Here is a 25,930-nt window from a genome sequence, read left to right as displayed (position 1 = left end):
CGGTCAGTTCGGGATCAGGCTGTGCGCCTGGAGCTTCTTGCGCAAGGTGTTGCGGGTGATGCCCAGCATTTCGGATGCACGCGACTGGTTGCCGCCGGCCTGCTTCATGACGACCTCGAGCACGGGCCGCTCAACGGCGGTCATCACCATGTTCCACATGTTCTGGGGGGCATCCCCCTCCAGGTCGGCGAAGTAGCGCTCCAGGCTGGTGCGCACACATTCTTCGAGGACATCTTGCTTGCTCATGTTCAGGATAAAAGAGTGAGGGCCGCTTCAGGCGGCCAGGGGGCCAGTGGCGATAACGGGGGCGTGCGGATCGCAAGCGCGCATGTTCTGGTCGAACCAGTCTGCAACGGCGCGCCATTGGGCGCGGGTGTCGTCAAGACGGTTCATCACGGCGCAGAATGCCTGCGCGCCGGGCAGGCCGGCCAGATACCAGCCTATGTGCTTGCGGGCGGTGCGCACGCCAGTGTGCTCGCCATAAAAACGGTAGTGGTCGTCCAGGTGTTCCAGCAGCAATTCGCGCATGGCCTGCCAGCTGGGCGGGGGCAGTTGCTCGCCGGTGCGCAGGTAGTGGTCAATATTGCGGAACAACCAGGGACGGCCCTGGGCCGCGCGGCCTATCATGACCGCGTCAGCGCCAGTGTAGTCGAGGACGTGCCTGGCTTTTTCAGGGCTGTCGATGTCGCCGTTGGCGATAAGGGGAATGCGGATTTCCGCGCGGACGGCGCGGATCGTGTCGTACTCGGCCTCTCCGGTATAGAGGTCGGCGCGGGTGCGGCCATGCAAGGTCAGTGCGGCGATGCCGGTGTCTTCGGCCAGGCGCGCAATGCGCAGCGCGTTGCGGTTGTCGCGGTCCCAGCCGGTACGGGTCTTGAGCGTGACTGGAATGCCCAGCGGTTCGCAGGCGCGCACCACGCTGTCGAGAATGCGCGCCACCAGGTCTTCATCGCGCAGCAGGGCGGAGCCGGAGGCGGCGTTGCAGACCTTTTTGACCGGGCAGCCCATATTGATGTCTATGATGCGGGCGCCCTTGCCGATATTGAATACCGCTGCCTCGGCCATCATGGCGGGGTCGGCGCCGGCAATTTGCACAGCTACCGGCGCGATTTCGCCTTCATGGTCCAGGCGTCTTGATGTTTTGACGCTTTCCCAGAGGCGCGGATTACTCGCGGCCATTTCCGACACGGCATAGCCTGCCCCCAGCTTTTTGCAAAGCTGGCGGAATGGGCGGTCCGTCACGCCCGCCATCGGGGCGACGAAAACGTTGTTGGGAAGGGACCAGGGGCCTATGCGCATAAGGAGGGATTTTAACCATGCCGGGGCGCAGTCGGGGCGCCGGGCTTGCTTTGCCCGTCTGGCGCCATGCCGCGATGCCCTGCGGCGGGGATTCAGGTGCGCAGGCCTTGCAGCAAATGGCGTGCCAGCGGGGCGCGTAGCGCGGGTAGCAGGTCGAGCGCAAGCAGGCCTGCGCCGCTGGCGTGTTCCACCACAGCCGTCTGGGTGGAGAAGATGCGGGGCAGCAGGCCTGTCAGGCGTATTGTCAGTTCGCGGTCAGGCTCGCGTGCTGCTTCGTATTCCTGCAGCGCGCCGTCCAGCGCGCCGGTACGGCCTTGCAGCCAGGGCGCCAGGCTTTGCGCCAGGCGGGCCGCATCGCGCAGACCGAGATTCAGGCCCTGGCCCGCCACGGGATGCAGGGTCTGGGCAGCGTTGCCGATGACCAGTGCGCGTCCGTCGCGCAATTGGGCGGCGTGTGAGGGCGCCAGGGGGAAGGTGGCGCGGCTGCCCATGACCTCCAGGCGTCCCAGCCGGGTGCCGAAGTGGCGGGTCAGTTCTTCGGAGAAGTGCGCGTCATCGAAATGAGCAATGCGTTGCGCGTCGCTGGCCGGCAGGCACCAGACGACCGCATGGACGGCCGGGCCGGCCGGGTGGGGCAGCAAGGCCAGCGGGCCAGAGCGTGTAAAACGTTCCCAGGCCCAGCCCAGGCGGGGCAAGGTGGCGCGCGCCAGCGTCAGGATGGCGTGTTGGGCGCTGTCCGACGGGATAGGTTCGCCCGGCAGGCCATCGGCACGTACCGCCAGGGCTGCGCGATAGTGTTGCTCGCCTTGCTGGATGCTGATGCCATCGTTGTCTTGCAGGCCCACGGTCGCCGGTACGCCATGGCGTACCGTCACGCGGCTGGCTTCCAGCGCCTGGAGCAGGCTGTTCTGCAGGTCGCTGTAGGTCAGTACGCTGCCGAGGCGAGGCACATGCAGTTCGCTGGCCTGGATCAGCGTGCGCCCCAGGCGGCCTTTCTGCGATACATGCACGGTATGGATATCTGCCGCGCTGGCAGGCCAGGCGCCCAGCGGTTCCAGCAGCATACGGCTGCCATGGTTCAAGGCGAGCGTGCGCGGATCCGGGCCGCAGGCCGGGGCACCGGCAGCGGGACGATCGCTGGCCAGCAGCAGGATGCGTTCGGGCTGCGAGGCCTGCTGCGCCAGCAGCAGGGCAAGGGCGATGCCGACAGGCCCGGCGCCCAGGATGGCGACGTCGTACATGGAATATTCTCCTGCCTGGACCCGGAACACTGCCACGGCTCAGGCTGGACGCCGCTTGGCCCGGATTCTGACGATAAGCCTGGCCGCCGCCCGCCGGTCGGCAAGCAGGGTCAGACTGTTCTGATTCTTGGCGGCCAGCGCCGCTGATGGTGGTGGGAACAGGCTTGCCGGAGGCAACTAGCGCCCACCATACAGGCAGTGTAGCCCGGGATAACGGGAATAACAAAAAACAACCGCTTAACATCTTGTTTTTAAATGACAAAAATGTTATGCTCTTATTCCTTTCCACAACGAGGGGCATTTGTGTCCACTGATCCTGGCGAAAGTAGCCGATCCGACACCTTGCTTCCGGCCTGACCAGCAACAGGTTTGCCTGCCTGCTGGCTTAGCCCGGCAGGTAGCGCGTCTTAGTGTTTCGTTTGAGCATTCTGCGGGTATCCCGTACCGCTCACGTTTCCCGCTTTCTTGACCGCCTTTCAGGCGTGTCTGCGCTGTCTGTGTGTCCGATCCCAGTTGCCGGCCGTTGCGTCGATACGATGCATGGCCGGTCGTAGAACCGCGTCGGCCGCGCGAGCGTCCGGCACCCAAATGGGAGACTGCCATGCGAATTTTCGATCTCTATCTGCGCCGTGCTGGACTGGCTGGCGCCGCAACCCGTACCCAGCATCGTTCCATGCAACGCCTGATGCTGGACTGCGAAGCCTCGCGTCTGGGCGACTTGCGTCGCCAGATCTGTCTGGACCTGCGTGATGCTGGCCTGGAAGTCTCCGCCTTGCGTGTCGGACCGGGCATGGTGGACGGCAGCGTTCATGCCTACCTGGATGTTGATTGTCCTCCGGAGCGCCGTGCGGCGATGATGTGCCAGGTGCGTCGTTTGCGGCAGCATCCGGGCGTGCGCCGCCTGGATGTCGATGCCGGTGTTCCGGCCTGAACCACTGCGCTACGCCGCCATCTGCGACAGGCCGCAAGATGGCCAACCCGATAGCCTGCCCGTATGATGCCCATGGCTGCCCAGGCAGCCATGGGTTTTTTGTTGTCTGCGCCGTGGCCAGCGGCTGCCGGGGCGGCCGGGAAAATCGCCGGATGGACAGGCAGGACGCCGATTGTTACGGAACCTGCGGGCCGCACCGTTATCATAATCAGCATGAAGATGAAGATTGCCTCGCGCCGGCACGGACCGGCCCCTGCTTTCGCCGTGCGTCCCGGGCAGCGTGTGCTGGCCTGTGTTCTGTCGCTTGCCGCGCTGTGCACGGTTCCATCCGTTCCGGCCCAGCCCGTCGGGCTGCCGTCGATGGGGGCGGCATCGGCGACCGAGCTGTCACCGCTGCAGGAGCGCCGCCTGGGCGACGCCATCATGGTGCAGGGCAGGATGGACCCGTCGTACATTGGCGATGCCGATCTCATCCAGTACCTGACGGAGTTGGGGGAGGGCCTGGCGAAGTTCGCGCCAAATGGTCAAATCCCGGTGCAGATCTTCGGCCTGAAAGACCCGACCATCAACGCATTCGCCATGCCGGGCGGCTATATCGGGGTACACAGCGGCCTGATCGTTTCTTCTGAGTCCGAATCTGAACTGGCGGGCGTGGTAGCGCACGAAATCGGCCACGTCAGCCAGCGCCACATCGCCCGTGGCCTGACCCAGCAATCGCAGAACAGCGGCGTGATGATGGCGGCGGTGGCTGCAGCGTTGCTGGCGGCCGTGGCTGGCGGTGGCGCCGACCTGGCGACCGGCCTGGCGGCCTTCGGGCAGGCCGCCGCCATCGACCGCCAGCTGGGCTTCTCGCGGGATGCCGAGCGCGAGGCCGATCGCGCCGGCGTCGAAATGCTGCGCAAGGCGGGCTACGACCCCAACGGCATGGTGCATATGTTCGCCCGGCTCATGAATGCCTCGCGCCTGAACGAGGGGACTGGGGGCGGCGCCTATGCCAGCACTCACCCCCTGTCGCTGGACCGCATGTCGGACATGCAGAACCGGGTGCGCATGTTGCCGCCCGTGAATCATGCCAGCAGCCCGGCTTTCTGGTTCCTGCGGGCGCGCCTGCGGGTGCAGCAGGCCAGCGATCCGCAGGCGCGCCAGCGGGTCGAGGCCCAGCTACGCGACGAGGCCAGGGCGGATAGCGGCGTGCGCCGGGCGTCGGCGCTCTACGGCCAGGCTTTGCTGGCCCTGCAGCGCAACGATCTGGAGGGCGCGGGGCGCCTGCTTGCGGCTTCGCGAGCAGACGGCATGGAAACACCGCAGCAGGCGGCGCTGGAGGTAGAGATCGCCTGGGCCGGCAAGCAGGACGCGCGGCAACTGGCCGCAGCGGCCTGGAAGCGCTGGCCGGAACAGCAGTTGATGGTGCGCCTGAACGCGCAGGCCTTGCAGCGTGCCGGCGATCATGCCGGGGCCGTGGCTTTCCTGGACGAACGCCTGAAGGACGACCGGCCGGTATTGCGGGATTCACTGTTGTATCAGTTGAGGGCTCAGAGCCTGGAGCAGTTGGGCCGCAAAGCCCAGGCGCGGCGCGACATGGCGCGCTACTACCGCGAAACTGGCGCGCTGGCCGCAGCGGTGGGACAGTTGCGCCAGGCGCGAGGCATGACCAGCGATTTCTATGAGCAATCGCAGATCGACGCGGAAATCAATGATATCCAGCGTCAGCTGGAGGATGAACGTGTGCTGTTGGAGCGTTTTCGTGCATCCTGACTTGTGCGCGGTCTGTTCATGGCGGAAGATGGGTTATTGGGGGTTGGTATGGTTGCGGAAAGCAAATTTCAAGGCTTCCAGCGCTCCACGTGCCGCTGCGGTTGAGTGAGTTTCTTCGGCAAACTCAATAAAATCAATTCCAAGGTTTTCCAGATTCTTTTCCTTTACCTCATTCACGATTGCGTGAGCTCGGCTCACCATCTGGCGTTGTTGCAGTTTTTTGCTGCGCACGGGATCTTTCAACCAGGGAGAAGGCGTTTCTTCATATTCGCCTACCATCACCTGCGCACGGATGGATTTGCCAGGCTTGTAGCTTTCCACAAAAGAATGCTGATAACGCGTAATGGTGCTGTTGTTCCACCAGGTGGATGGACTGGACGAAAGATAGTTGGTGAATGCGCCAGGATAAGCGAACAGGCTGTACAAGGTAAATAAGCCGCCGTAAGAATGCCCGAATAAACTCTGGTTATTCTTATCAATCGGGAAACGGCTTTCTACCTCTGGTTTTAATTCCTCTTCCAGAAAACGATGGAATTTCTCCGCGCCGCCAAAACGGTCAGTATGGTTGTCACCCGTATTTGAATAGTCTGCTGCTGGCGGTGTGTAGTCCTCGGCGCGTTGTGATAAGTCCAGGCCATTGGGGTAGCCAATGCCGACCATAATGATCGGTCTGGCGGCGTTTTCTTCGGCGTTCATCTGCATGGCGGACGCCAGCGTGACCATCCCTGGAAAAATATGATCGCCATCAAGCACATAAAGTACGTCGTAGCGTTCTGCCTCGGGGTTACCGAGACGGGCTATCTGGATGCGGTACTTTTTGCCCGTATGCTTTGACGTGATGTGTACTTCTTCCGCCTGCGGAATGACGGCCTGCATCGCAGTGAACATGTTGTACATCTTGTGTGAAACTTGCCAGATCGGAACCGCAATAATCACTAATATTAGCAATAATAATATTAGAATCCATTTCTTAATCGACATTTTTTTCATTTTTAGTTACAATTGCAAGGGTGGCCGGAACTGAAAATCGTTATCATTTGATTGTATACTATCGGTCGCTTGCTAGTTTGGCCGTAAGCGTTTTTTCATTACGCCAAAACATTATTTGTGTGACGACTATGGTTATACTTTCTCCGACCTTCAATGGCTCACTTCCGCCAGACAGTAATGGGTTGACCGGACAAATAATGTACAAGAAAAGTGGTCGGGATTACGAATTCAAAAGCTCGAGAATTCGTATCAGTCATAATGTCCAATTGGATAATCTTGAATTCCGTCCAAAAATTCGGCTGGTTTTTGCTTTGCAAGGGGAAACACACCTGTCGTTCAATGGTAGTGAAATTCGTCTTCAGGCACAGCATAAGAACTCTGGCATTCTGCTTCCGGTGCTGGAGAGTTTGGCAGGGAAGAAAATTTATCACCAGGGAAACCAGGAAGAATTTGTTCTCTTCCTGGATGAAAGCTGGTTTGATCGCCTGACTGGCGATGAGTCCATAAATGGCCTGTCGCTGTTGCGCACCAGTTACTTTGTCGTGACCGACTACATGCGGCACTTGATCCGCTGCCTGAATCAGCTATCAGACAAAAACGGTCTGCTTGCCAGCCTGCAGCAGGAGCGTTTGATCACGGAACTGATTTTTGAAGTGTTTCGGCAGTTCTCCTTCGCTAGGCCGGAAGACTGTTTCAGTCAACGTGAACCCAGCGAACGGGTAAAACGGCTTTTCCGATTAATCATGAACGGTAATACAGATGGCCTGAGCATCAAGGAAATTGCGCGCTTGTGTCATAGCAACCCAACCACCTTGCAACACGAATTCAAAGAAGCCTATCAGCAAAGCATTGGTGAGTTTATCCGCAACCAGCGGCTGAAACAGGCTGCCAGCCTGCTGCTGGCCGGCGAGAAGGTGGGCGATGTCGCTTACTTCTGCGGCTATGATCGTATCGACAGCTTCAGTCGGGCATTCAAGAAAATGTATCAATTATCCCCGCAGCAGCTCAAAGAGTCGTCCCTGGGGCAGTCTGAGAAAACGGAAAAACCGTAGTTCAAGACGGTTGTAACGGTCGAAGCGCAAGCCCCAACAGACTGTCCCGCAGGCGGAATTCTTGCGGGCGGTACTCACGCCGGCATGGCAGTGCCAGCGTGAGCGCTTTGGTCAGAAATTTGCGTTTTCGTTTTAGTCAGGAATAGACAGTAAATACCTCACAAACGACTTGCCGCTCTCATCCCGCAGGGGCCGGGTGCCGGCTGCCGTACCGTCGGTCAGATAGTAATGAACCGAGCGTTTGCTGCTTTCGCCGTTTGCCGGGGGAATACTGGCACCGCCTACTTGCAGCAGCAACTGACCGCCGACGGAATGGTAAAACACGGTTTGAGGGTTGCAACCTGCGCAAGGCAGAAGACTCGTTAAAGGCAAGTCATATTTTTCCAGCAATTCATCGGGTACCAGTCGTTCCACTGTCGTGCCGTCTGTGCTGTAGAGCTTATTATCCGTCCAGCTATTCAGGTTTGGCGAACCCGCCAGAAATACCAGGCGATTACCTGCTACAGCCATGCCATTCTCAATTCGTTGGATAGCCAGGTTATCGTCCACGACGTGGGTGCCGGCTTCGGTGCCGTCGCTGACCCATAGCCTGGTGTTTCTTTGGTCCGTGTACAAGAAAAATACTTTATTGCCTGTGGTTTGGAAAGCCCCGAAACCCGGGGATGTTTTCTTATCACTCAGACGCTTCACCAATTTCGTGCCCGCAGCCGTTCCATCGGTCATCCAGAGTTCGTCCGCGTCTTTTGATATAAAAATCAGCTGATTGCGCAAGGGCACGGCGCCGCCCAAACCAGATGATGGTCTCACATTGGTATCGAAGCTGCTCAGTGTCGTGCCATCGGTCACAGAAATGACATTGGCATTTTCTTCGATATTGCTACCTGGGAAGTAAAGTTTATTCTCGGCCTGAATGGGGTAGCTGTAACGATTGGGGAGTGTTCCGATTGTCGCGCTTGCTGTTCCTATGGTTTTCAGCTCCCCGGTGTTGATGAGAAACTGCACGGCGGTATCGCCCAGCGCGTAGACGGCCGAGCGCTCCTTGAGAGCGAGGAAGCTGCTGTTGCAAAATTCCGAGTTCAGGTTGCGGGCGCCAGCCGTTCCCAGGAACATGTACCAGCGCCAGACGCCGCAATCTTCCGGCTTGTTTTTGCCGTCATCATAATAATGATTGGAAAGAGCGTAATTTTTCTCGCCATCAAAGATAGCGCCACGAATTGTGGTCCAGACAGGATATGTGCCGAAATTATTCGAAAGCGCCAAGAAATTAGCCACAGGCGCATTGCTTTGCTCTATACCAACATTGCCGGTACTGCCATAGACATAGCTTGTTGTCCCCTGCGCTTTTGCGCCGACAAAACGCCATGTGTCTTCATTCCAATGGACTTCCATGTGGCCAAATTGCTGACGACTCCCATCCGTCTCATCCGCGTTAGTGACGTATACCACCGGTTCACCGCCTTCGCCCGCCAGCCAGCGGCTGCGGCCGCTATCCAGGTTCAGGCTGCGCCAGCCATAGCGTGCTCGATTGAAGTCACCGGAATAGGCGGCAGGCACGATGTGAATCCGGCCGCAATCCACTTCATACAGCGCGTTTTCCGGCGTGCCGGTCAGGGTGACTTTCTGGTTGAGCCCCTGGCCCGAGATATCTGACAGCGTGCCATCCATGGAGGCATTGGCAGCGAATTCGCAGGCATAGGGCGCGTTATCGAGTATGTTGACGGAGGGCAAGCCCAGTTCCAGCACGTCGCCGGCTTGCAGCTTGCTCAGCACCAAGTTCTGCTGCGCTTCACCCGTGCCGGTGAAGGTTTTCAGCGTGGCATGGTTCAGCTTGACTTCCAGCGTCACGTCTTTGGCCAATTGGCTGACGCGCAGGTTTAGTCCTTCTACCGATTCTTCCGGTTCTTCATCGGGGATGTTAGGAGTAGGGGGGGGAGGGGCGTCCGCGCCTCCGCTGGGGCAGCCGGTCAGTACCAGACTGCCGAACAGGGCCAGCCATAAAGTTTTATTGCGTATCAACATAGCTCGTGCTTCCGGATGTTTGGGGACGGAAAAACCGGTTTGTTTCGTCTGAGCAAGAAATGTCAATTGCCCCATGCGGCAGGCGCATGGGGCAAGGACGCCGACACATGCGTGCCGGCACAAGGTTTGCTTACTTCGGCGTCAGGTGGCTGACAACCGCCTTGCCCTCATCATCCCGCAAGGGCCGGGTGCCGGCTGCCGTACCGTCGGTCAGCCAGTAGTAGACTGTCTGCTTGCTGCTGGCGCCCTCTGCCGGCGCCGTCAGGCCGCCATTGATTTGCAGCAGCAGCTGCTGGCCGACTTGATGAAAGGCCAGCGTCGAGGCGTCCTTGCACGTGGCCACGCAAGGCAACACATTCGACGAATCGAGTTTGTATTTTTTCAGCAGTTCATCGGTTACCAGTCGTCCTACGGTGACGCCATCGGTGCTGTAGAGCTTGTTGTCCGTCGCGTTATTCACGCTGGGCGAGCCCGCCAGGAACACCAGGTGGTCACCGGCGACGGCCACCTGCTCATGCTGGGTGACGGCCAGGCTGTCGTCCACGATGCGCGTGCCGGCACCGGTGCCGTCGCTGACCCACAGCCGTTTGCCGTTGCCGCTATCGGCAATGAAAAAGACCTTATTGCCGACGCTGGTCAGCGCATGGAACGCTGCGCTTTTGCCGTCATTGCGGATGCGCTTGACCAATACCGTGCCCGCTGGCGTGCCATCGGTAACCCAGAGTTCGTCGCCCTGGATGGAGGTAAACACCAGCTTATTGCCCAGGGCTGCGCGCAGGCCTGGGGCGTCGTTCACAGCGGCAGTGAAGCTGCTGAGCGTGGTGCCGTCGCTCACGGCAATGGAACCGTTCGCCCCGTTGGTATACGGGAAGTAAAGTTTGTTGCCGGCCAGGGTGGGGGCCTTGGAAGGGTTGGCGACTGTGCCGATGGTCGCGCCTGGCGACATAAAGGTTTCCAGCAGGCCTGTCTCGGCGCGGTAATACACGACGTTATCGCCCAGCGTATAAATGGCGGAGCGCTGATTAAAGTCCATGGCGGCGCCAAAGCTACCGCATTCTGTTTCGTTCAGTTTCCAGGCGCCCCAACTGCCAAAGTACGCGCGCCAGCGCCAAATGCCGCAATCTTCGGGCTGGTCTTTGCTGGCGTCGAGATAATAGGAGAGACCGATATCGTTTGTGCTGCCAAGCGAAGCGCCATCAATCGTCATCCAGACAGGGTAATCGTCTGGATTATTCCAAAGAGACTGGTAGCCAGGCAGGGGTATATTGGTTTGTTCTAGTGCAGCAGTGCCGCCGCTGTAATAGTTATAGCTGCTTGTTCCCTGCTCTGTGGTGCCAACAAATCGCCATACTTCAGCGTCCCAATGCACCGCCATGCTGGCAATCTTGCTACCCACCCCGGTTTCATCGGCGCGATTCACGTAAACCACCGCTTTCTCGTTTGAACCCAGCAGCCAGCGGCTGCGGCTGCTATCCAGGTTCAGGCGGCGCCAGCCATAGCGCTCTTCACCCAATTTACCGGCATAGGCCGCTGGAATCATGTGAATCCGGCCGCAGTCGATTTCATACAGGGTATTTTCCGGCGTGCCGGTCAGGGTGATTTTCTGGTTGGGCCCCTGGCCCGCGATATCCGACAGCGTCCCCTGCATGGAAGCGTTCGAAACGAATTCGCAGGCATAGGGTGCGTTATCGAATATGTTGACGGAGGGCAAGCCCAGTTCCAGCACATCGCCGGCTTTCAGCTTGTTGCTCAACACCACGTTCTGGCGCGCATCGGCCGTGCCGGTGAAGGTTTGCAGCGGGCCATCGTTCAGCTTGACTTCCAGCGTGACGTCTTTTGCCAGGTAATTGACGCGCAGGTTCAGCCCTTTGATGACCTCTGCCGGTTCTTCTGGTTCCGCGGGCACTTCAGGCACGACGGGCACTTCGGGTTCAGGGTTGACAGGTTGTTCAGGTGTCTCAGAACCGTCGCCGCCGCCGCAGGCGGAGAGTGCCAGGCTGCCGAACAAGGCCAGCCATAAAGCTTTTTTGCGTATCAACATAGCTTGTGTTTCCAGATATTTGGTAACGGAGAGGCTGCGTGGCGTGCCAGAATAAGGAATGCCAATGATTTCCAACTGCCTTAAATTTTATGCAGGGAGCATGGATTGGTTTGGCACAAAAAGGGTTTTTGTACCGCTGAAACAATGTATTTGCCTTAGGCGCGTTTCCCGGGTTTTTTCCCGGGCGGACCACGCGCCAGCGCGCAAGCCTGGTCCACATGTGGCCTGCATGCCGCTTGGATTCACCAGACATGACACAGTCCGCAGGGACTGTGTCATGTCCAGGTTCGCCCACCTCGCGGCCTGCATGCCGCTCGGATTCACCAGGCATGACACAGTCCGCAGGGACTGTGTCATGTCCAGGTTCATCCTTCAGGTCGGAGTTGTTCACATCCCGGCTTGGTGCCTTTTTTGAAAAATTTTTGTGCGGGGTAAAGATTGCTTCCCTGCCAAACCCTGGAGTGGCGGCCACCTATACTAGAACGAGAATTTAATCCATCTCATTTGTCTTTGAGTCATCAGAACGACGGCGCGCCGGTTTGCGCCTTCTCTCCTTGTTCGGCCACGAGTTATTCCCATGCGTAATCATCCGTCGCTGTTAGCCGTTACCTTGATTGGCTGCGCCAGTTTTTCCGTGCCTGCCGCCGCTGAGTCCGGCAGCACTGCTGTTGACACGGCGACGAATGCTGAAACCGCGACGGTATTACCCGCCATTGAAGTGACCGGCTCGCAGCCTGAAGACGATAAGACCACCAATTACACAGTCAGAAGCAACAAGAGCGCGACCCGCCTGGATCTGTCGCTGAAGGAAACACCGCAGAGTGTGACCGTCATGACTCAAAAACAGATGGAAGACCAGAACCTGACCATAGGGCTGGAGGCACTGGAGCAGATGCCCGGCGTGGTGGTCGAACAGCATGGTGTGCCGGGTATTGGCAAGGTGAGCTATCACACCCGTGGCTTTCAAATTATGAATTTCCAGATTGACGACGTGCCTATCCGGGCCGGCAGTCTAGGGCCGGACATGCTATCAGCGTTCGATACCGGCATCTATGAAAGCGTGGATATGGTGCGTGGTTCCACCGGCCTGACTTCCGGTATTGGCGATCCCAGCGCCAGCATCAGCTTTCGGCGCAAACGTCCGACTGATGACTTCCAGGCCAACGCCGGGGTCAGCTATGGCAGCTGGGAACGATATCGCGCGCACGCCGATCTTTCCGGCCCGCTGAATACAGCGGGCAGCTTGCGCGGCCGGCTGATCGCGATTCAGTCCGGGGGCAAGCATTGGGTAGATCGGGTGGAAACCGAATCCACCACGTTGTATGGCATTGTCGAGGCCGACCTGACACCAGCCACCACGCTGGCGCTGGGCAGCAGTTTTTCCTACCAGCATTCCACCAACGCAGCGCCGGTCGGCCCGGTGTTGGCATCCAAGGCGCATACCAGCGACCGGGTGCTGTTCACGCATTTCGATCGTTCCTACAACCCGGCTACCCAGTGGACCTATTCTGATGCGCAGTATGTGAATTCCTTTGCCGAGTTGCGTCATCATTTCAACGATCGCTGGGACGCCAGGCTGAACTACGCCTATTCCGATATTGATACCGATAACCTGTATGGCGCTCTGGGTGCCGCCAACTACAGCGATGCTGGCTTCAATGCTTTTTACGACCCTGAGAATGATCTGGCTTCCATGGCCTATGCCCATCGCAAAAACGATGGCCGCATGCATAATCTGGATCTGACGGTGTCCGGCAATTTCGATGCCTGGAATCGTACCCACAAACTGGTGCTGGGCCTCAGTGGCTACGACGGCGATCTGCATCTGCCCAAATATGGCTCTTTCGCCTCGCCCACAGCCGTGACCGGCGCGTGGAATATCAGCAAATGGAATGATGGCTATATTCCCTTACCGCGTGGTTCCTGCGTGACCAGCAGTGCGGAAGTGTATGAGTATTGCGCCAATGAGTTGTATTTTCTGGATGGCTACTCCGATCTGAAGGAACGTTCGTGGGGTGCCCTGATTTCTACGCAACTGTCGCTGACCGACCGCCTGAAAATGGTATTGGGTACGCGCTACAGTCAGTGGAAGCGTGACTATTCCATCTACCGGTTGGATACGAACGAACTCAGGCGGCCGCCGTACCGAACCGACGTGTTCTATGAAGAATCGAGCATCACCTATCGCGATGACGGCAAATTTGTGCCCTATGCTGGCGTGCTGTTTGACCTGACGCCCCAAGTGCTGACCTACCTGAGCTACACCGGCATCCATAAACCTCACACTGACCCGTACACCATGTTTGACATGTGGGGTAAGCCCCTGCCTGCCATCAAGGGTAATACTATTGAATTGGGCCTGAACGCCGGGTTTTTCGATGACACGCTGAACTTGCATTTTGCGCTGTACCGCATGAAGCAGGAAAACCTGGCCTGCGAAATGAGTATTACCGACTATCGCAATCTGGCGCCAGGAGAGTATCCGAAAGGGTATTACGTGCCGAATCATCCCCTGCTTGACGGTTTTAATATTACGCCCAGCAGTCCCTGCGACCATGGCATGATTTTGCAAGGCGGTGAAATGTCGCTCAGTGGCAGGCTGACACCCAGGTGGATGATTTCCGCGTCGTATAGCTACGCTCATACCAAGAATGGGGAATATGGCGCAGCCACTTACTGGGATTGGTTGGCCGATGGCAGCTTGGTTCAGCGGGGCAGCCAGGGCGCGGAAACCTATAAGTTCCCGTACGCTTATAACAACCCGGAACATCTGTTCAAGCTTTTCACCAGCTATGATCTGACCGACCGGCTCACCTTGGGCGGTAGTGTGGTATGGCGCAGCAAAACCGTGACCGATGGCGGTTTTTCAGATGTTTCCAATGACCCTGCGGTGCGCAAAGCCATTGACGATGCCTATATTCAGGATGCCTTTGCTGTGGTGGACCTGATGGCGCGTTACCGGCTGAACACGCATTTCACCTTAGGGATCAACGCCAGCAATATTTTCGACAAGGTGTACCGCGTGAATGGCTATGGTAGCTTTTACGGCACGCCGCGCAGTGTGGTGGCCAGTGTGAATTATCGCTTTTAGGCTTGATCAGTCCTGGGTGTCGAAAAAGCGAGCCAGCCGCTGTGGCAGCCAGTTCAGGTGGCAGGGGAAATTGCCGCTGGGGAAACCTCCGTGACCGCCGTCTGCCGGTTGATGCAGCAGTATTGCGTCCGAGGCCTCTGAGGGGCCGGGCAGGGCGCTTTCGGGCAGGAATGGGTCATTGCGGGCATTCAGGACCAGCGTCGGCACGGCAATGCCGGGCAGGAATTGCTTGCTCGACGAGCGTGCCCAGTAGTCGTGGGCATTCTCGAAACCGTGCATGGGGGCGGTGTAGGCGTCGTCGAAGTCGCGCAGGTGGCGAGCCTGGGTAACCCGCATGATGTCGATGACGCCAGGGAACCACTGCGCTTTCTGCATCACTTTGCGTTTGAGCGCCCGCAGGAACATGCCGCCGTAGACATAACGATTGAAGCGGTTGTCCGACAGGTGTTCGCCGGCCGCGACCAGGTCCAGCGGCACGGAAATGCCGGCGCAGGCATTCAGCCAGTCTGCTTCGGCGCCTTGCTCGCCCAGGTATTTCAGCAAGGCGTTGCCGCCCAGCGAGACCCCTGCTGCGTGCCAGCGAGCATGTGGCAGCGCGGTGCGCAGGGTGTCCAGGATGAAGCCGATTTCCTGGCTGTCACCGGAATGATAGGCGCGCGCCAGGCGGTTGGGCGCGCCCGAGCAGCCGCGGAAATGCGGGATCACGACAACCCAGCCGCGGGCCCGGAAATACTGGGCGATGGATTGCGCGTAATGGCTGCTGCTGTTTCCTTCCAGACCGTGGAACAGGACCAGCGCGGGAGGCGCATCCAGGGTGGGGAGTTTTTCCCAATCGGATGGCTGCATCCAGCGCAACGCTGCCCCGCGTGGCAACAGGCCGTCGTTGGCCGGTGGGGTGCCTGCCGGGGCCCGGCGCGGAAACAGGCCGGGGCCGCTCCAGTCGAAATCGAGGAAATCGCCATCCGGGGTTTCGATGCGCTGCCGCAGGAACGCAATCCGATGGTAATGCGCCAGCTTGGCGCTGTAGATGGTCTGGCTGTGGCCTTCTGGCAGCCAGATCGGCGCATGGCTGGCGGCAAAATCCAGGCGGGCGCTCATGGCTGTCCCCCGGTGGGGGCAGGGCGGGCGAAGCGGGCAGGCAGGCGCGGCATGGGCGATATTGTCGGTCGCGCCGCCGGGGCGGGCGGCAAGGAGCGCCGGCGAGCCGGTCGCGGGAGCGCGTCAGTGCACGATGTCCGGTATTTCATGCAGGGGCAGCAGGCCGCCGGTATCCGGCGCCAGGGAAGCGTGGTGCAGAACCAGTCTCCAGCCTGTCGGTCCTTTGTGGAAAACGTGCGTGACATGATGCGTGGCGATTTTCAGGCCGACGCTGCTGCGTTCGGTGGTCTGTTCCACCAGAACGTGGACCGCGCTCATCATATTGAGGGTCGCGGCGCAGCGTACGGGACGTAGGGAGACTGCACCGCGGCGGAAAAGTTCGCGCATCGCCTGGAGCACGGCGGTCTGTCCTATGATGCGTGAGCCGTTCGGGGAGATGCAGATGATCTCCTCGTCGTCGGCCCATACCTGCATGACGCCGGAAATATCCTGGCGCGTCAGGGCTTCATAAAACGCGTGTTCGGCTTCGTCGGGCGTGGCGAACATGATGGCAGCGGTACATGGAAGACTGGATCAGTGGTGGTGTGGTGCGGCAGCGCCGGGCTTGAGCCGGTAAACCGCGCCACAGTACGGACAGCTGGCCGAGCCGGTGCGGGTGACGTCCAGGAAGACGCGCGGGTGCATGCTCCAGGCCGGAGCATGCGGGCCGGGACAGTAAACCGGGAGTGCGTCGGCGTCGACTTCGATGGCTTCGGGCGCGTGGGCGTCGGCCGCGCCGGCGGAGGAGGTCTGATTGATGCTCATGCTTGTTCCTGCATAATGGTGGGCGCGGGTGGCATGCGCTGCCGGCATGCTACGCTGGCACCTGAAATTCAGGCAATGAAAACTCAGGCGTCATTGTATCAACGTGACCGGCGCAAAGTGCGTTCAAAAGCAAGGGTTTTACCGCTGGTGCTTTCTTGCCACGCTCATGGCGCGGCGGCAGGCATCGGCGCAGGCGCTGGGTCAGGAATAAAAAGAATGCAGGCCCGCCCGGCCGACGGGCGAGGAAGGAGACAGGAAGTGGAAGGCAGGGATGATGCGCTGGAAATGCGGCGCAGGCATGTGCGTCGCGAAAGTTTCATGGAAGGCGTCAAGGCAATATTGCCGACGCTGGTGGCCAGCGGCACCTGGGGCCTGGTGACAGGCGTGGCGCTGGTCAAATCGGGGCTGAGCGAATGGGCGGCGACCTGGATGACGGTGCTGGTCTATGCCGGTTCGGCGCAGCTGCTGTCCCTGCCCATGATCGCCGCCGGCGAACCGTTGCTGCTGATCCTTGCCGCCGCGCTCATGGTGAATCTGCGCTTCGTGATTTTCGGCGCTGCGCTGCAACCCTATTTCCGCCAGTTGCCTTGGCGCCAGCGCCTGACGCTCGGCTATTTCACGACAGACCTGACCTTCGTGGTGTTCATGTCGCGCTACGGCAAAGCGCCGCCGACAGGGCAGCGCGAGCAGGTGTGGTTCTACATCGGCATGATCGTTCCAGCCTGGTTCAATTGGCAGGTTTTCTCGCTGATCGGCGTGTTCCTGGGCGGCGTCATTCCGTCGGATTGGTCGCTGGAGTTCGCCGCCGTCCTGGCGTTGCTGGCTATCCTCGTGCCACTGGTCCGTACTCGACCGATGGCCTTGACTGTCATTGTGGCCTCGGTGGTTGCGTGGGTGGGGCAGAACTGGCCGCTGCGCCTGGGCCTGGCGGCTGCTGTGGTCGCAGGCATCGTGGCAGGCATCCTGGCCGAGAACCGTCTGAATCGTCGCGCAGGCGGCGCCAAGGAGCAATGATGGAAAATGTTCCGGCTTCCTATGCCTATGGCGTGATCGCCGTGCTGGTGCTGTGCAGCCTGATCAGTCGCAGTGGCTACATGCTGTTTGGCGACCGCCTGCCTTTGCCCGATACCGTGCGCCAGGCGCTGCGTTACGCGCCGGCCGCCGCGCTGACTGCGATTATCGTGCCGGAACTGCTGCCCTGGGCGCAGGGCCAGGGGCCGGTGCTGGATGTGCGGCTGTTTGCGGGCCTGGCCGGCATCGCGATTTTCCTGTGGACGCGCAATACGGTCTATATGATTCTGGGTGGCATGGTGGCGTTGTGGGGCCTGCGGGCGTTGTTTCTATAGGCGGCGCCGCGCCGAATTCGCGTTTTCTGTGCACCGCTTGCAACAGCGGACGGGCATATTTTGAACACTGCGCTAAAATGACGCCTTTGCCCGGTGCCGGGTGGCAGGATCGCAGTCCAGCCTGGCACGGTAGCGGTTCCCGGCTGCGGCGGTCATTTGCATGGATTTGCAGTGGCCCCTTGCACCCACGGAGCTGTTTTCTTCAGGCGCGATGACGCGCTCCGACTGCGGCGACGCATGATGCCCGGCCCAGGCCGGCTATGCAAAACCTTCGATTGATGACCCAGACACAGACTCCCTCCGTACCGGAGGACGATACATCCACGCAGACTTTCGCAGATTTCGGCTTGCATCCCGATCTTTTGCGGGCCGTGGCCGATACCGGCTATCTCACGCCTACGCCTATCCAGGCCCAGGCCATTCCGCAGGTGCTCAGTGGCCGTGACGTGATGGGAGCGGCACAGACGGGCACCGGCAAGACGGCGGCATTCACGCTGCCGATTCTGCATCGTCTCATGCCGCTGGCCACGCACAGCGCGTCGCCGGCGCGTCACCCGGTACGCGCCCTGATGCTGGCGCCTACCCGCGAGCTGGCCGACCAGGTGGCGGAAAATGTGCGGCGCTACAGCCAGCACACGCCCTTGCGTTCCACGGTGGTGTTCGGCGGGGTTGATATCGGACCGCAGAAGGAAGCGCTGCGGCGTGGCTGCGAAGTGCTGATTGCGACACCCGGACGCTTGCTGGACCACGTCGAACAGAAGACTGTGAACCTGTCGCAGGTTCAACTGCTGGTGCTGGACGAAGCCGATCGCATGCTGGATATGGGCTTTTTGCCCGACCTGGACCGCATCATCAAGCTCTTGCCGACACAGCGCCAGACGTTGTTGTTCTCGGCGACGTTCAGCAATGAAATCCGCAAGCTGGGCCGCACTTTCCTGCAGAACCCGGTGGAAATCGAAGTGGCTGGCCGCAATGCCACCGCCGACACCGTGACGCAGATCGCCTACGCGATCCGCAGCGAGGACAAGCGGGCAGCCGTGGTCCATCTGGTGAAGTCGCGCAATCTGCGTCAGGTCATCGTGTTTTCCAACACGAAGATCGGCACGGCGCGGCTGGCGCGTGAACTGGCTCGTGATGGCGTGCGGGCGGAATCCATTCACGGTGACAAAAGCCAGGCCGATCGCATGAAGGCGCTGGAGGCGTTCAAGGCGGGCGAACTGGAAGTGCTGGTGGCCACTGATGTTGCCGCGCGTGGCCTGGATGTCGCCGGGGTGCCTTGCGTCATCAACTACGATTTGCCGTACAACGCCGAGGATTACGTACACCGCATCGGCCGTACTGGCCGCGCAGGTGCGAGCGGCGAGGCAATTTCCTTCTATGCGGCAGGCGATGAGCGCCTGTTGCTGGATGTGGAAAAGCTGATCCGCCGTCCGGTGCCGCGAGGTGAGCTGGCCCTGCCGGCAGTCAGCCGCAGCCGTAGCCGTGAGCCCGGACAGTCCTCGAGCCATTCGGGTCATGCGGGACATTCGTCGCACTCGGCACGTCCTGGCCGCAGTAGTGGCGCATACGGCGTCAGCGCTGCGCCGGTTGATGAGTTCTTCGTCAAGCCCTACGAGCCGGCGACACCGACTGCGCCGCGCAGCGAAGGCAGCAAGCCGGCCGAGGCGGAACATTCCGCCGGGCATGTGCCGGCCAAGGCCCGCAATGTGGGCGTGCTGCTGGGTGGTTCGGGCAATCCGCGCCGCTGATATTGATGGTCGGGCGCGCCATGTGGCGCGCTCTGATACCGGTTCTGCAAATTCCTATCGCTTGGTTTCGGTCAGGACGCCTCGACGGCCTGTTGCAACAGGGCGCGCACGTCCGGCAGGTCGTGGCTGACGTTGGCGTCGGCGGGCGGCTGGGCGAGCAGGCGGTCCAGGTGCCCGATATGCGGCAGCATGGGGCCGAAGAAAATCGTGCGTGTGCCTTCCATGACCAGTAGCGTGGGGAAGTTCTCCACATCCACGTCTCCCAGGAATTCCGGCTGGTCCTCGATATCTATCCAGGCGAAGCAGTCTTCCGGGTATTTTTCCGACAAGGCTTCGAGCGCAGGCAGGTAGGCCCGGCAGGTGTCGCACCAGTCGGCGCAGAAACAGGCGATCAGTCGTCGCGCCGTCGCAGGAGCGGCGCCGGAAACAGGGGCGGAATGGGGGAACAGGACAGGCATGTCGGCACGCTAGAGTGAGCGTCCATCATAGCGCGAGTCCCGCTGCTGTTGGGTGCGCCAGGCATGGCCGGACGCCGCCTGCCTGCGCCGGAAAAGTGGCGCGGGCAGGCGGGTGCGGGAAGCAGGGCTCAATGCGGGGTTGATGTATCCGGGGCAGAGGGCGTGCCGCTGGCGGGCGCGGCCGGTTCATCGCGTCGCACGTGAAACCAGGCGGCATAGAGTGCCGGCACGACGAACAGCGTGAGCACCGTGGCTACCGCCAGGCCGCCCATGATGGAAATCGCCATGGGCCGCCAGAGAACAGAAAGCGTCAGTGGGATCATGGCCAGGATGGCCGCCAGCGCAGTCAGGACGACCGGGCGGGTGCGGCGCATGGTGGCATGGATGATGGCTTCCCAGCGGGGATCTCCTTGCGCGATGTCGCGGTCGATCTGGTCGACCAGGATCACGGCATTGCGCATGACCATGCCGGCCAGGGCAATGACGCCCAGGGTGGCGACGAAGCCGAAGGGGACTTGCGTGATCAGCAGGCCCAGGCTGACCCCCATCATGCCCAGCGGCGCAGTGAGCAGCACCATGAACATGCGGCTGAAGCTTTGCAGCTGGATCATGAGGAACATCGCCCAGAGCAGCAACATCAGCGGTATCACCAGCGCGATGGCGCCGTTGGCCTTGGCGCTTTCCTCGAATGAGCCGCCAGTGTCTATGGTGTAGCCCACGGGCAGGCTGGCGCGCAGTTCCGCCAGCATGGGTTCGATTTCGGCCGAGACATCGGGTGCCTGGGCGTCGGCCACGTCTGCCCGGACCGAGAGCGTTGGCAGGCGGTCACGCAGCCACAGGCCGCCTTCTTCCAGTTCCGGCTGCAGGCGGGCCACCTGGCCCAGCGGCACGACGGCGCCGCTGGCGCTGCGCAGGCTGATTTCGTCCAGCCTGGCGGCGTCCAGGCGTTCGTCCGGCACGGCACGGGCCACCACGTCTATCAGTTCGTCGCCTTCGCGCACCTGGGTGACGGTATGGCCGCTCAACATGGTCTGTAGCGTCTGGGCAATGGCCTGGGTACTCAGGCCCAGCGCCTGGGCCCGGTCCTGGTCGACCACCAGGCGGACGGCCTTGGTCCGTTCATTCCACTGCAGGTTGACATCGCGGATATGCGGATGCCCGCGCATGATGTCGCGTACCTGGTAGGCGATGCCGCGCACGGTGTCGGGGTCGGCGCCGCGCACGCGGAACTGCACCGGGTAGCCGACGGGCGGTCCGAGTTCCAGCAGGTAGACGCGGGTACGGATATGGGCGAAGCGTTCGCGCAACTGTTCGCGCAGTTCACGGGCCAGCGTAGGCGTATCGCGGATATCTTTCGGGTAGACGATCAGCTGGGCGTAGTTCAGCTTGGGCAATTCCGGTTCCAGCGCCAGGTAGAAGCGCGGGGCGCCGCCGCCGACATAGGCGGTGTAATGGCCGACGCGTGCATCGTCGCGCAGCATTTGCTCGACGGCCAGGGTTTCGGACAGCGTGGCGGCGTAGCTGGCGCCTTCTTCCAGGTGAACGTCGATCAGGATTTCCTCGCGCGGTGAATCCGGGAAGAATTGCTTGGGCACCAGGGTGAATGCGGCAACCGAGGCAAAGAATGCCAGGGTGGTGGTGATTAGCACGGTCTTGCGATGCGCCACGCACCAGTCTATGTGGGATGCGAACCAGCGGCGCATGCGCTGGCGCGCGGGGCTTTCCGGCTTGGATTGGCCGCTGTGCGCCGGCATGTCGGGCAGCAGCTTGGCGCCCAGGTAGGGCGTGAAGAGGACGGCCACAAGCCACGATACGATCAGCGAAATGCCGACCACCCAGAAGATGGATTGCGTGAATTCGCTGGTCGAAGAGCGTGCGAAACCGACCGGGACGAAACCGGCGACAGTAATCAGGGTGCCGGTCAGCATCGGGAAGGCCGTGGACGTCCAGGCAAAGGAAGCGGCGCGGAAGCGGTCCCAGCCTTGTTCCATTTTCACCAGCATCATCTCCACGGCGATGATGGCGTCATCGACCAGCAGGCCCAGCGCGATGATCAGCGCGCCGAGCGATACCCGGTGCAAATGTATGCCCATGCGCCACATGATGAAGAAGGTGATGCCCAGCACCAATGGCACCGAGAGCGCAACGACGATGCCGGTGCGCAGCCCCAGGGCCATGAGGCTGACCGCCAGCACGATCGCCAGTGCCAGCAGGAAGTGGCCGAGGAATTCGTTGATGGAGTGATCCACCAGGGTGGGCTGATCGACGATTTTCTCGATCTGGATGCCGGCGGGCAACTGGCGCTGGAACGCATCCATGGTTTCCTGCAATTGCCGTCCCAGCCTCAGGATGTCGCCTCCTTCGACCATGGAAACCGCCAGCCCGGTGACGCGCTCGCCGTCGCGGCGCATCGAGAACTCGGGCGGGTCTATGAAGCCCCGGGTGACGGTTGCGATGTCTCCCAGGCGGAAAGTCCGGCCATTGGCGGAAACTGGCGTGTTCTCGATATCCTCGATGCTGCGCACGGCGCCGTCCACGCGTGCGGCGATGCGCGCGCGCGGGCCTTCTACCGTGCCGGCAGGCATGACGATATTGCGTTGCGCCAGGCTGGCCAGCACCTGGTCCGGTGACAGGCCGAGTTGCGCCAGCCGGGCGTGGCTGAATTCCAGGTAGAAGCGCTGGTCCTGCACGCCCAGCAGCGTGGCCTTGGAGACATCCGGCAGGGCCAGCACGTGCTCGCGCGCGGCCAGCAGCACCTGCTTCATGGTGGCGTCGTCGAAGCCATCGGCATGGAAAGCATAGATGGAGCCGAAGGTGTCGCCGAAGTCGTCGTTGAAGAATGGGCCGATGACGCCCTCGGGCAAGGTGTAAAGCATGTCGCCGACGCGTTTCCTGGCCTGGTACCAGCTTTCATGAATGGCTTCCTTGCCGGCCCAGTCCTTCAGGACCAGGAAGAGAGTGGCGCGGCCGGGGCGGACATAGCTGTTGACGTAGTCGTAGTAGGGCACTTCCTGCAGCGTGCGCTGGATTTTTTCCACCACCTGCTGTTGCATTTCCTCGGTGCTGGCGCCTGGCCACGCGACATCCAGGGTCATGACCATGATGGTCATTTCCGGGTCCTCCGAGCGTCCCAGCTGAAAATAGGCCTGGACGCCCAGCACCAGCGACATCAGCATGGCGAACAGCACCAGGGCGCCGTGACGCAGCCCCCAGGCCGACAGGTTGAAATGGCTCATGGCAGGCGGCCGTCCCAGGGTTTGACTTCCAGCTGAGCGTCCAGGCGATGGACGCCAGCCGTCACGACGCGCTCACCGGCCGCCAGGCCGGCGGTGACGGTGAAGTCATCGGCGCCCAGGCGGCCCACGGTGACGGGGCGAAGTTCCAGCCGGGAGGATTCCGGCGGCAGGACCCAGACTGCGGTCTGGCCGTCCTGCTGCAACAGGGCAGAAAGTGGCAAGGTCCAGGCGGGAGTGTCACCCGTTGCCTGCCGCGGCAGGGTCACTGTGGCGCTCATGCCCAGGCGTGCGGCTTGGTCCAGGCCTGGTACGGTCAGGCGTACCCTGAAGGTGCGCGTGGTGGTGTCGGCAGCGGGCGAGACTTCTCGCACGCTGGCAGGAAACTTCTGCGCCGGCTGTTCCAGGAGGGCCACTTGCGCAGCGGCGCCGGGCGAGATGCTGGCGACCAGATGTTCCGGCAGGTCTGCCTGGATTTCCAGTTCTCCGGCATAGGCGAGTGAGACAACCGGCGCGCCGGCGGCAATGACCTGGCCCGGTTCGGCCCAGGCGGCGGTCACCACGCCGTCATGCGGGGCGCGCAAGGTGGCGTCGCCCAGGTCGGTACGGGCACGCTCCAGTTGGCTGGCGGCTGCCCGTGATTGCGCGGCGGCGGTGGCAGCTGCCGTTTCCATGCGCTCGAAATCGGCCCTGGCGATGGCGCCGCGCGCCACCAGCTGGCGGTTGCGCGTGACGTCGCTGCGTGCCTGTTCCAGTGCGCTGCGCGCCTGTGCCAACTGGGCTTCGGCGGCCTGTACCGCCAGTTGCAGGGGGATGGGGTCCAGGGTGGCAAGGATATCGCCCTGGCGGACTGTGGCGCCACGGTCGACGGGACGGCTGGCCAGGCGGCCGCCAACCCGCAGGCCCAGCTGGCTTTCCGTGCGTGCCGCGACGACGCCGGGCAGAGAGACAGCTGCAGCAGGGGCGCGGCTGCCCACGGACTCCAGGCGTACCGGAACGGCGCCGGGCGCTGCCGGAGGCGTGCGCTCGCAGGCGGCAAGCAGGCCGGCCAGGGCCAGGGTCATGGCCAGCATCATGCCGGGCATGACGCGTCGGGCAGAAGGGAGCGCAGGTCGGGAGCAGGTCGGCATGGCGTTAGGCGAGGTGAGATCGGGGTTCATGTCCAGGCACCAGGGACGGTCGGCTGAATTATGCCAGCGCTGTTGAAAAGAGGACGGAAATACGGTTGCTTCTTGTTCCGCCTTGTTTCAGCCATGCCGGGCGAGGTCTTTTGGCATTGGCAGCCATCGGATATTCCCAATGTTTTGACTCCGCATGGCATTTTCTGGATAGTTTCTGGTCGTTTTTTTCTGGTCGTATCTTCCAGCCGAGTTCGCTTCCATGCCAGAATATTGATACATGAAGCAAGGTTTTGAAATGTTAAGAAAAAATACCTCGCCTGAGGAGTGGGTTGCCGATTGGCGCCGCATTTGTGGTCGTTACGGGGAAGACATCTGGGTGCTGGTGCAGGGCATCGTCCGGGAGCACAAGGCATTTCTGGCGACGCGGTTCTATGAGCAGATGATGCAAGATGCCGCTGCCTCGTTTTTCCTGTCTGCCCAACTGGTGCAGAATCGTTTGCACCCGGCTTTGCAAGCCTGGCTGGAAGGGGTATTTTCGGTAGCCCTGAATGGGGATTACGAAGGCACTGTCGCCTACCAGAAACGTGTCGGCGGCGTGCATGCCCGTATCGGCATTCCTACGCATTTGGTCATGCGGGGCACGCGGGCGCTCAATGAAGCCATTTTCGCGCGCCTGCAGGATGTCGATGTGGTGCAGCGCACGAATGCCGTGGCCTATGTGGCGGAGCTGACGTCGCTGGCCATGGAAGTGATGTGCCAGTCCTATGCTGTGTCGCACGACCGCAATTCCCGGGCGGAGGAAGCCTACCGGCTGTTTGCGATTTCCCAGGATATCGGCGCCGAGCGCGAAAAACAGCGTGCGGCGCTGCTGGGCTGGGAAAACCAGTTCATGTATGAAGTCGCAGTGAACCAGGCGCGCGCCAACCTGCCCCTGCTGGGCAAGTCCGAGTTCGGGCTGTGGTTTACGCACAAGGCGGCTCATGCCTTCGAAGGCAGCGCGGATGTGGCGTCCATTCTTGCGGAAATCGACCGGGTCGATGCCGCCGCAAGCCAGTTGGGCAGCATGGCCGGCAGCAGCGAAGGCAAGGACGCCGGCCAGGTGGAGGTGCTGCGACGGATCCGGGACCATTGCCGCACGGTGGGTTTTTTGCTTGAAGGCCTGTTTCAGCAGGCCGGCTACCTGGAGTCTGGCCGGGACGTGCTGACGCGGCTGCTGAACCGGAAGTATCTCCAGGTGATCATGAATCGCGAGATCGAATTCGCCCGTACCAATGGCTGCGGCCTGGCGGTGCTCATGGTGGATATCGACCACTTCAAGCGTATCAACGACGAGTACGGTCACGATGGTGGCGACGCGGCGTTGCGCCACGTCGGGCTGTTCATGTCGCAGGCGGTGCGCAGCAGCGACTACCTGTTCCGCCTGGGCGGGGAGGAGTTCCTGGTCGTGCTGGTGGATGTCGAGCCGGAAACGGCCATGCTGGTCGCCGAGAACCTGCGGCGCCGGGCTGAAAACGAGCGGATTCCACTGGGGCAGGATATTCATCTGAACATGACTTTGAGCATAGGGGTGGCCCTGTATGCCGGGCACCCGGATTATCTGTTGCTGCTCAAGGCGGCAGACCAGGCGCTGTACCGTGCCAAGCATCTGGGACGCAACCGGGTGGAGTTGAGCCGGGGCCTGGAGTAGAGTATCGGGCGCGCAT

The 25,930-nt window shown here is 61.1% G+C and carries 20 protein-coding genes; 8 read left to right on the top strand and 12 right to left on the bottom strand.

Annotation, left to right across the window (positions count from 1 at the left end; genetic code table 11):
• Positions 1-3: 3 nt before the first annotated feature.
• The 3 genes from EV679_RS11710 to EV679_RS11700 form a co-directional block, all read right to left on the bottom strand.
• The gene (locus EV679_RS11710) at positions 4-246 is read right to left on the bottom strand and encodes a helix-turn-helix domain-containing protein (RefSeq protein ID WP_068374937.1); all 243 of its coding nucleotides are present in this window, start codon (positions 244-246) and stop codon (positions 4-6) included.
• Between the two features lie 27 nt (positions 247-273).
• Positions 274-1,299 carry a tRNA dihydrouridine synthase DusB gene (gene dusB / locus EV679_RS11705; RefSeq protein ID WP_127773259.1) on the bottom strand — a complete coding sequence of 342 codons (1,026 nt, stop codon included), beginning with the start codon at positions 1,297-1,299 and terminating at the stop codon, positions 274-276.
• 92 nt (positions 1,300-1,391) lie between these two features.
• Entirely contained in the window at positions 1,392-2,540 is a 1,149-nt protein-coding gene (locus tag EV679_RS11700) for an FAD-dependent monooxygenase (RefSeq protein WP_130487306.1), read from the bottom strand.
• A gap of 601 nt (positions 2,541-3,141) precedes the next feature.
• Here EV679_RS11700 and EV679_RS11695 point away from each other — a divergent pair.
• Together EV679_RS11695 and EV679_RS11690 are read left to right on the top strand one after the other, a co-directional pair.
• Positions 3,142-3,471 (top strand): hypothetical protein, encoded by a 330-nt coding sequence (locus EV679_RS11695; RefSeq protein ID WP_068374925.1) that lies wholly within the window; start codon positions 3,142-3,144, stop codon positions 3,469-3,471.
• A gap of 219 nt (positions 3,472-3,690) precedes the next feature.
• Positions 3,691-5,226, top strand: a complete 1,536-nt coding sequence (locus tag EV679_RS11690) for a M48 family metalloprotease (RefSeq protein WP_130487347.1) — start codon at positions 3,691-3,693, stop codon at positions 5,224-5,226.
• A 33-nt stretch (positions 5,227-5,259) separates the two neighbouring features.
• On the opposite strand, the gene EV679_RS11685 is transcribed toward EV679_RS11690, so the two are convergent.
• Entirely contained in the window at positions 5,260-6,207 is a 948-nt protein-coding gene (locus EV679_RS11685; protein WP_165390043.1) for an alpha/beta hydrolase, read from the bottom strand.
• 206 nt (positions 6,208-6,413) lie between these two features.
• On the opposite strand from EV679_RS11685, the gene EV679_RS11680 reads away from it, so the two are divergent.
• Positions 6,414-7,268, top strand: a complete 855-nt coding sequence (locus EV679_RS11680; RefSeq protein WP_165390042.1) for a helix-turn-helix transcriptional regulator — start codon at positions 6,414-6,416, stop codon at positions 7,266-7,268.
• A gap of 132 nt (positions 7,269-7,400) precedes the next feature.
• Here the strand turns inward: EV679_RS11680 and EV679_RS11675 are convergent, their stop codons facing one another.
• Both EV679_RS11675 and EV679_RS11670 read right to left on the bottom strand, forming a co-directional pair.
• Positions 7,401-9,362, bottom strand: a complete 1,962-nt coding sequence (locus tag EV679_RS11675) for a hypothetical protein (protein ID WP_130487304.1) — start codon at positions 9,360-9,362, stop codon at positions 7,401-7,403.
• Between the two features lie 55 nt (positions 9,363-9,417).
• A complete protein-coding gene (locus EV679_RS11670; protein WP_130487303.1) occupies positions 9,418-11,328 on the bottom strand; it encodes a hypothetical protein in 1,911 nt (636 codons plus the stop codon).
• A 577-nt stretch (positions 11,329-11,905) separates the two neighbouring features.
• On the opposite strand from EV679_RS11670, the gene EV679_RS11665 reads away from it, so the two are divergent.
• The gene (locus EV679_RS11665; RefSeq protein ID WP_130487302.1) at positions 11,906-14,419 is read left to right on the top strand and encodes a TonB-dependent siderophore receptor; all 2,514 of its coding nucleotides are present in this window, start codon (positions 11,906-11,908) and stop codon (positions 14,417-14,419) included.
• A 6-nt stretch (positions 14,420-14,425) separates the two neighbouring features.
• Here EV679_RS11665 and EV679_RS11660 read toward each other — a convergent pair whose 3' ends face one another.
• From EV679_RS11660 to EV679_RS11650, 3 genes are all read right to left on the bottom strand, one after another.
• Complete coding sequence (locus tag EV679_RS11660) at positions 14,426-15,517, bottom strand: YheT family hydrolase (RefSeq protein WP_130487301.1); 1,092 nt, start codon at positions 15,515-15,517, stop codon at positions 14,426-14,428.
• A gap of 123 nt (positions 15,518-15,640) precedes the next feature.
• Positions 15,641-16,063: a YybH family protein gene (locus tag EV679_RS11655; RefSeq protein ID WP_068374901.1), complete on the bottom strand. Its 423-nt coding sequence runs from the start codon at positions 16,061-16,063 to the stop codon at positions 15,641-15,643.
• 27 nt (positions 16,064-16,090) lie between these two features.
• Positions 16,091-16,321 carry a zinc-finger domain-containing protein gene (locus tag EV679_RS11650; protein WP_130487300.1) on the bottom strand — a complete coding sequence of 77 codons (231 nt, stop codon included), beginning with the start codon at positions 16,319-16,321 and terminating at the stop codon, positions 16,091-16,093.
• A 285-nt stretch (positions 16,322-16,606) separates the two neighbouring features.
• Here EV679_RS11650 and EV679_RS11645 point away from each other — a divergent pair, with 285 nt between their 5' ends.
• The 3 genes from EV679_RS11645 to EV679_RS11635 all read left to right on the top strand — a co-directional run bounded on the left by EV679_RS11645 (position 16,607) and on the right by EV679_RS11635 (position 19,415).
• The gene (locus EV679_RS11645; RefSeq protein ID WP_130487346.1) at positions 16,607-17,335 is read left to right on the top strand and encodes an AzlC family ABC transporter permease; all 729 of its coding nucleotides are present in this window, start codon (positions 16,607-16,609) and stop codon (positions 17,333-17,335) included.
• Entirely contained in the window at positions 17,332-17,667 is a 336-nt protein-coding gene (locus tag EV679_RS11640) for an AzlD domain-containing protein (RefSeq protein WP_165390040.1), read from the top strand. The genes EV679_RS11645 and EV679_RS11640 overlap by 4 nt, the downstream gene beginning before the upstream one ends.
• Positions 17,668-17,945: 278 nt before the next feature.
• The gene (locus EV679_RS11635) at positions 17,946-19,415 is read left to right on the top strand and encodes a DEAD/DEAH box helicase (RefSeq protein WP_130487299.1); all 1,470 of its coding nucleotides are present in this window, start codon (positions 17,946-17,948) and stop codon (positions 19,413-19,415) included.
• A gap of 71 nt (positions 19,416-19,486) precedes the next feature.
• Here the strand turns inward: EV679_RS11635 and EV679_RS11630 are convergent, their stop codons facing one another.
• From EV679_RS11630 to EV679_RS11620, 3 genes are all read right to left on the bottom strand, one after another.
• Positions 19,487-19,873, bottom strand: coding sequence for a thioredoxin family protein (locus tag EV679_RS11630; protein WP_127773263.1), 387 nt, complete (start codon positions 19,871-19,873; stop codon positions 19,487-19,489).
• A gap of 128 nt (positions 19,874-20,001) precedes the next feature.
• On the bottom strand, positions 20,002-23,109 hold the full coding sequence (locus tag EV679_RS11625; protein ID WP_130487298.1) for an efflux RND transporter permease subunit: 3,108 nt from the start codon (positions 23,107-23,109) through the stop codon (positions 20,002-20,004).
• Positions 23,106-24,266, bottom strand: a complete 1,161-nt coding sequence (locus tag EV679_RS11620; protein WP_130487297.1) for an efflux RND transporter periplasmic adaptor subunit — start codon at positions 24,264-24,266, stop codon at positions 23,106-23,108. The genes EV679_RS11625 and EV679_RS11620 overlap by 4 nt, the downstream gene beginning before the upstream one ends.
• A gap of 238 nt (positions 24,267-24,504) precedes the next feature.
• Here EV679_RS11620 and EV679_RS11615 point away from each other — a divergent pair, with 238 nt between their 5' ends.
• The gene (locus tag EV679_RS11615; protein ID WP_130487296.1) at positions 24,505-25,914 is read left to right on the top strand and encodes a diguanylate cyclase; all 1,410 of its coding nucleotides are present in this window, start codon (positions 24,505-24,507) and stop codon (positions 25,912-25,914) included.
• Positions 25,915-25,930 lie beyond the last annotated feature (16 nt).

The sequence above is a fragment of the Kerstersia gyiorum genome (assembly GCF_004216755.1).
Classification (GTDB): Bacteria; Pseudomonadota; Gammaproteobacteria; order Burkholderiales; family Burkholderiaceae_B; genus Kerstersia; species Kerstersia gyiorum.
The sequence above is the reverse complement of the archived record's forward strand: the minus strand, read 5'-3'. Positions and strand labels throughout refer to the sequence as shown.

Coding starts and splice junctions, on each gene's coding strand:
- EV679_RS11675 (WP_130487304.1), bottom strand. CDS start 9,362: ATGGGGCAATTGACATTTCTTGCTCAGACGAAACAAACCGGTTTTTCC.
- EV679_RS11665 (WP_130487302.1), top strand. CDS start 11,906: ATGCGTAATCATCCGTCGCTGTTAGCCGTTACCTTGATTGGCTGCGCC.
- EV679_RS11630 (WP_127773263.1), bottom strand. CDS start 19,873: ATGCCTGTCCTGTTCCCCCATTCCGCCCCTGTTTCCGGCGCCGCTCCT.
- EV679_RS11645 (WP_130487346.1), top strand. CDS start 16,607: ATGCGGCGCAGGCATGTGCGTCGCGAAAGTTTCATGGAAGGCGTCAAG.
- EV679_RS11635 (WP_130487299.1), top strand. CDS start 17,946: ATGACCCAGACACAGACTCCCTCCGTACCGGAGGACGATACATCCACG.
- EV679_RS11650 (WP_130487300.1), bottom strand. CDS start 16,321: ATGAGCATCAATCAGACCTCCTCCGCCGGCGCGGCCGACGCCCACGCG.
- EV679_RS11710 (WP_068374937.1), bottom strand. CDS start 246: ATGAGCAAGCAAGATGTCCTCGAAGAATGTGTGCGCACCAGCCTGGAG.
- EV679_RS11685 (WP_165390043.1), bottom strand. CDS start 6,207: ATGTCGATTAAGAAATGGATTCTAATATTATTATTGCTAATATTAGTG.
- EV679_RS11620 (WP_130487297.1), bottom strand. CDS start 24,266: ATGAACCCCGATCTCACCTCGCCTAACGCCATGCCGACCTGCTCCCGA.
- dusB (WP_127773259.1), bottom strand. CDS start 1,299: ATGCGCATAGGCCCCTGGTCCCTTCCCAACAACGTTTTCGTCGCCCCG.
- EV679_RS11670 (WP_130487303.1), bottom strand. CDS start 11,328: ATGTTGATACGCAAAAAAGCTTTATGGCTGGCCTTGTTCGGCAGCCTG.
- EV679_RS11660 (WP_130487301.1), bottom strand. CDS start 15,517: ATGAGCGCCCGCCTGGATTTTGCCGCCAGCCATGCGCCGATCTGGCTG.
- EV679_RS11615 (WP_130487296.1), top strand. CDS start 24,505: ATGAAGCAAGGTTTTGAAATGTTAAGAAAAAATACCTCGCCTGAGGAG.
- EV679_RS11625 (WP_130487298.1), bottom strand. CDS start 23,109: ATGAGCCATTTCAACCTGTCGGCCTGGGGGCTGCGTCACGGCGCCCTG.
- EV679_RS11655 (WP_068374901.1), bottom strand. CDS start 16,063: ATGTTCGCCACGCCCGACGAAGCCGAACACGCGTTTTATGAAGCCCTG.
- EV679_RS11680 (WP_165390042.1), top strand. CDS start 6,414: ATGTACAAGAAAAGTGGTCGGGATTACGAATTCAAAAGCTCGAGAATT.
- EV679_RS11640 (WP_165390040.1), top strand. CDS start 17,332: ATGATGGAAAATGTTCCGGCTTCCTATGCCTATGGCGTGATCGCCGTG.
- EV679_RS11700 (WP_130487306.1), bottom strand. CDS start 2,540: ATGTACGACGTCGCCATCCTGGGCGCCGGGCCTGTCGGCATCGCCCTT.
- EV679_RS11695 (WP_068374925.1), top strand. CDS start 3,142: ATGCGAATTTTCGATCTCTATCTGCGCCGTGCTGGACTGGCTGGCGCC.
- EV679_RS11690 (WP_130487347.1), top strand. CDS start 3,691: ATGAAGATTGCCTCGCGCCGGCACGGACCGGCCCCTGCTTTCGCCGTG.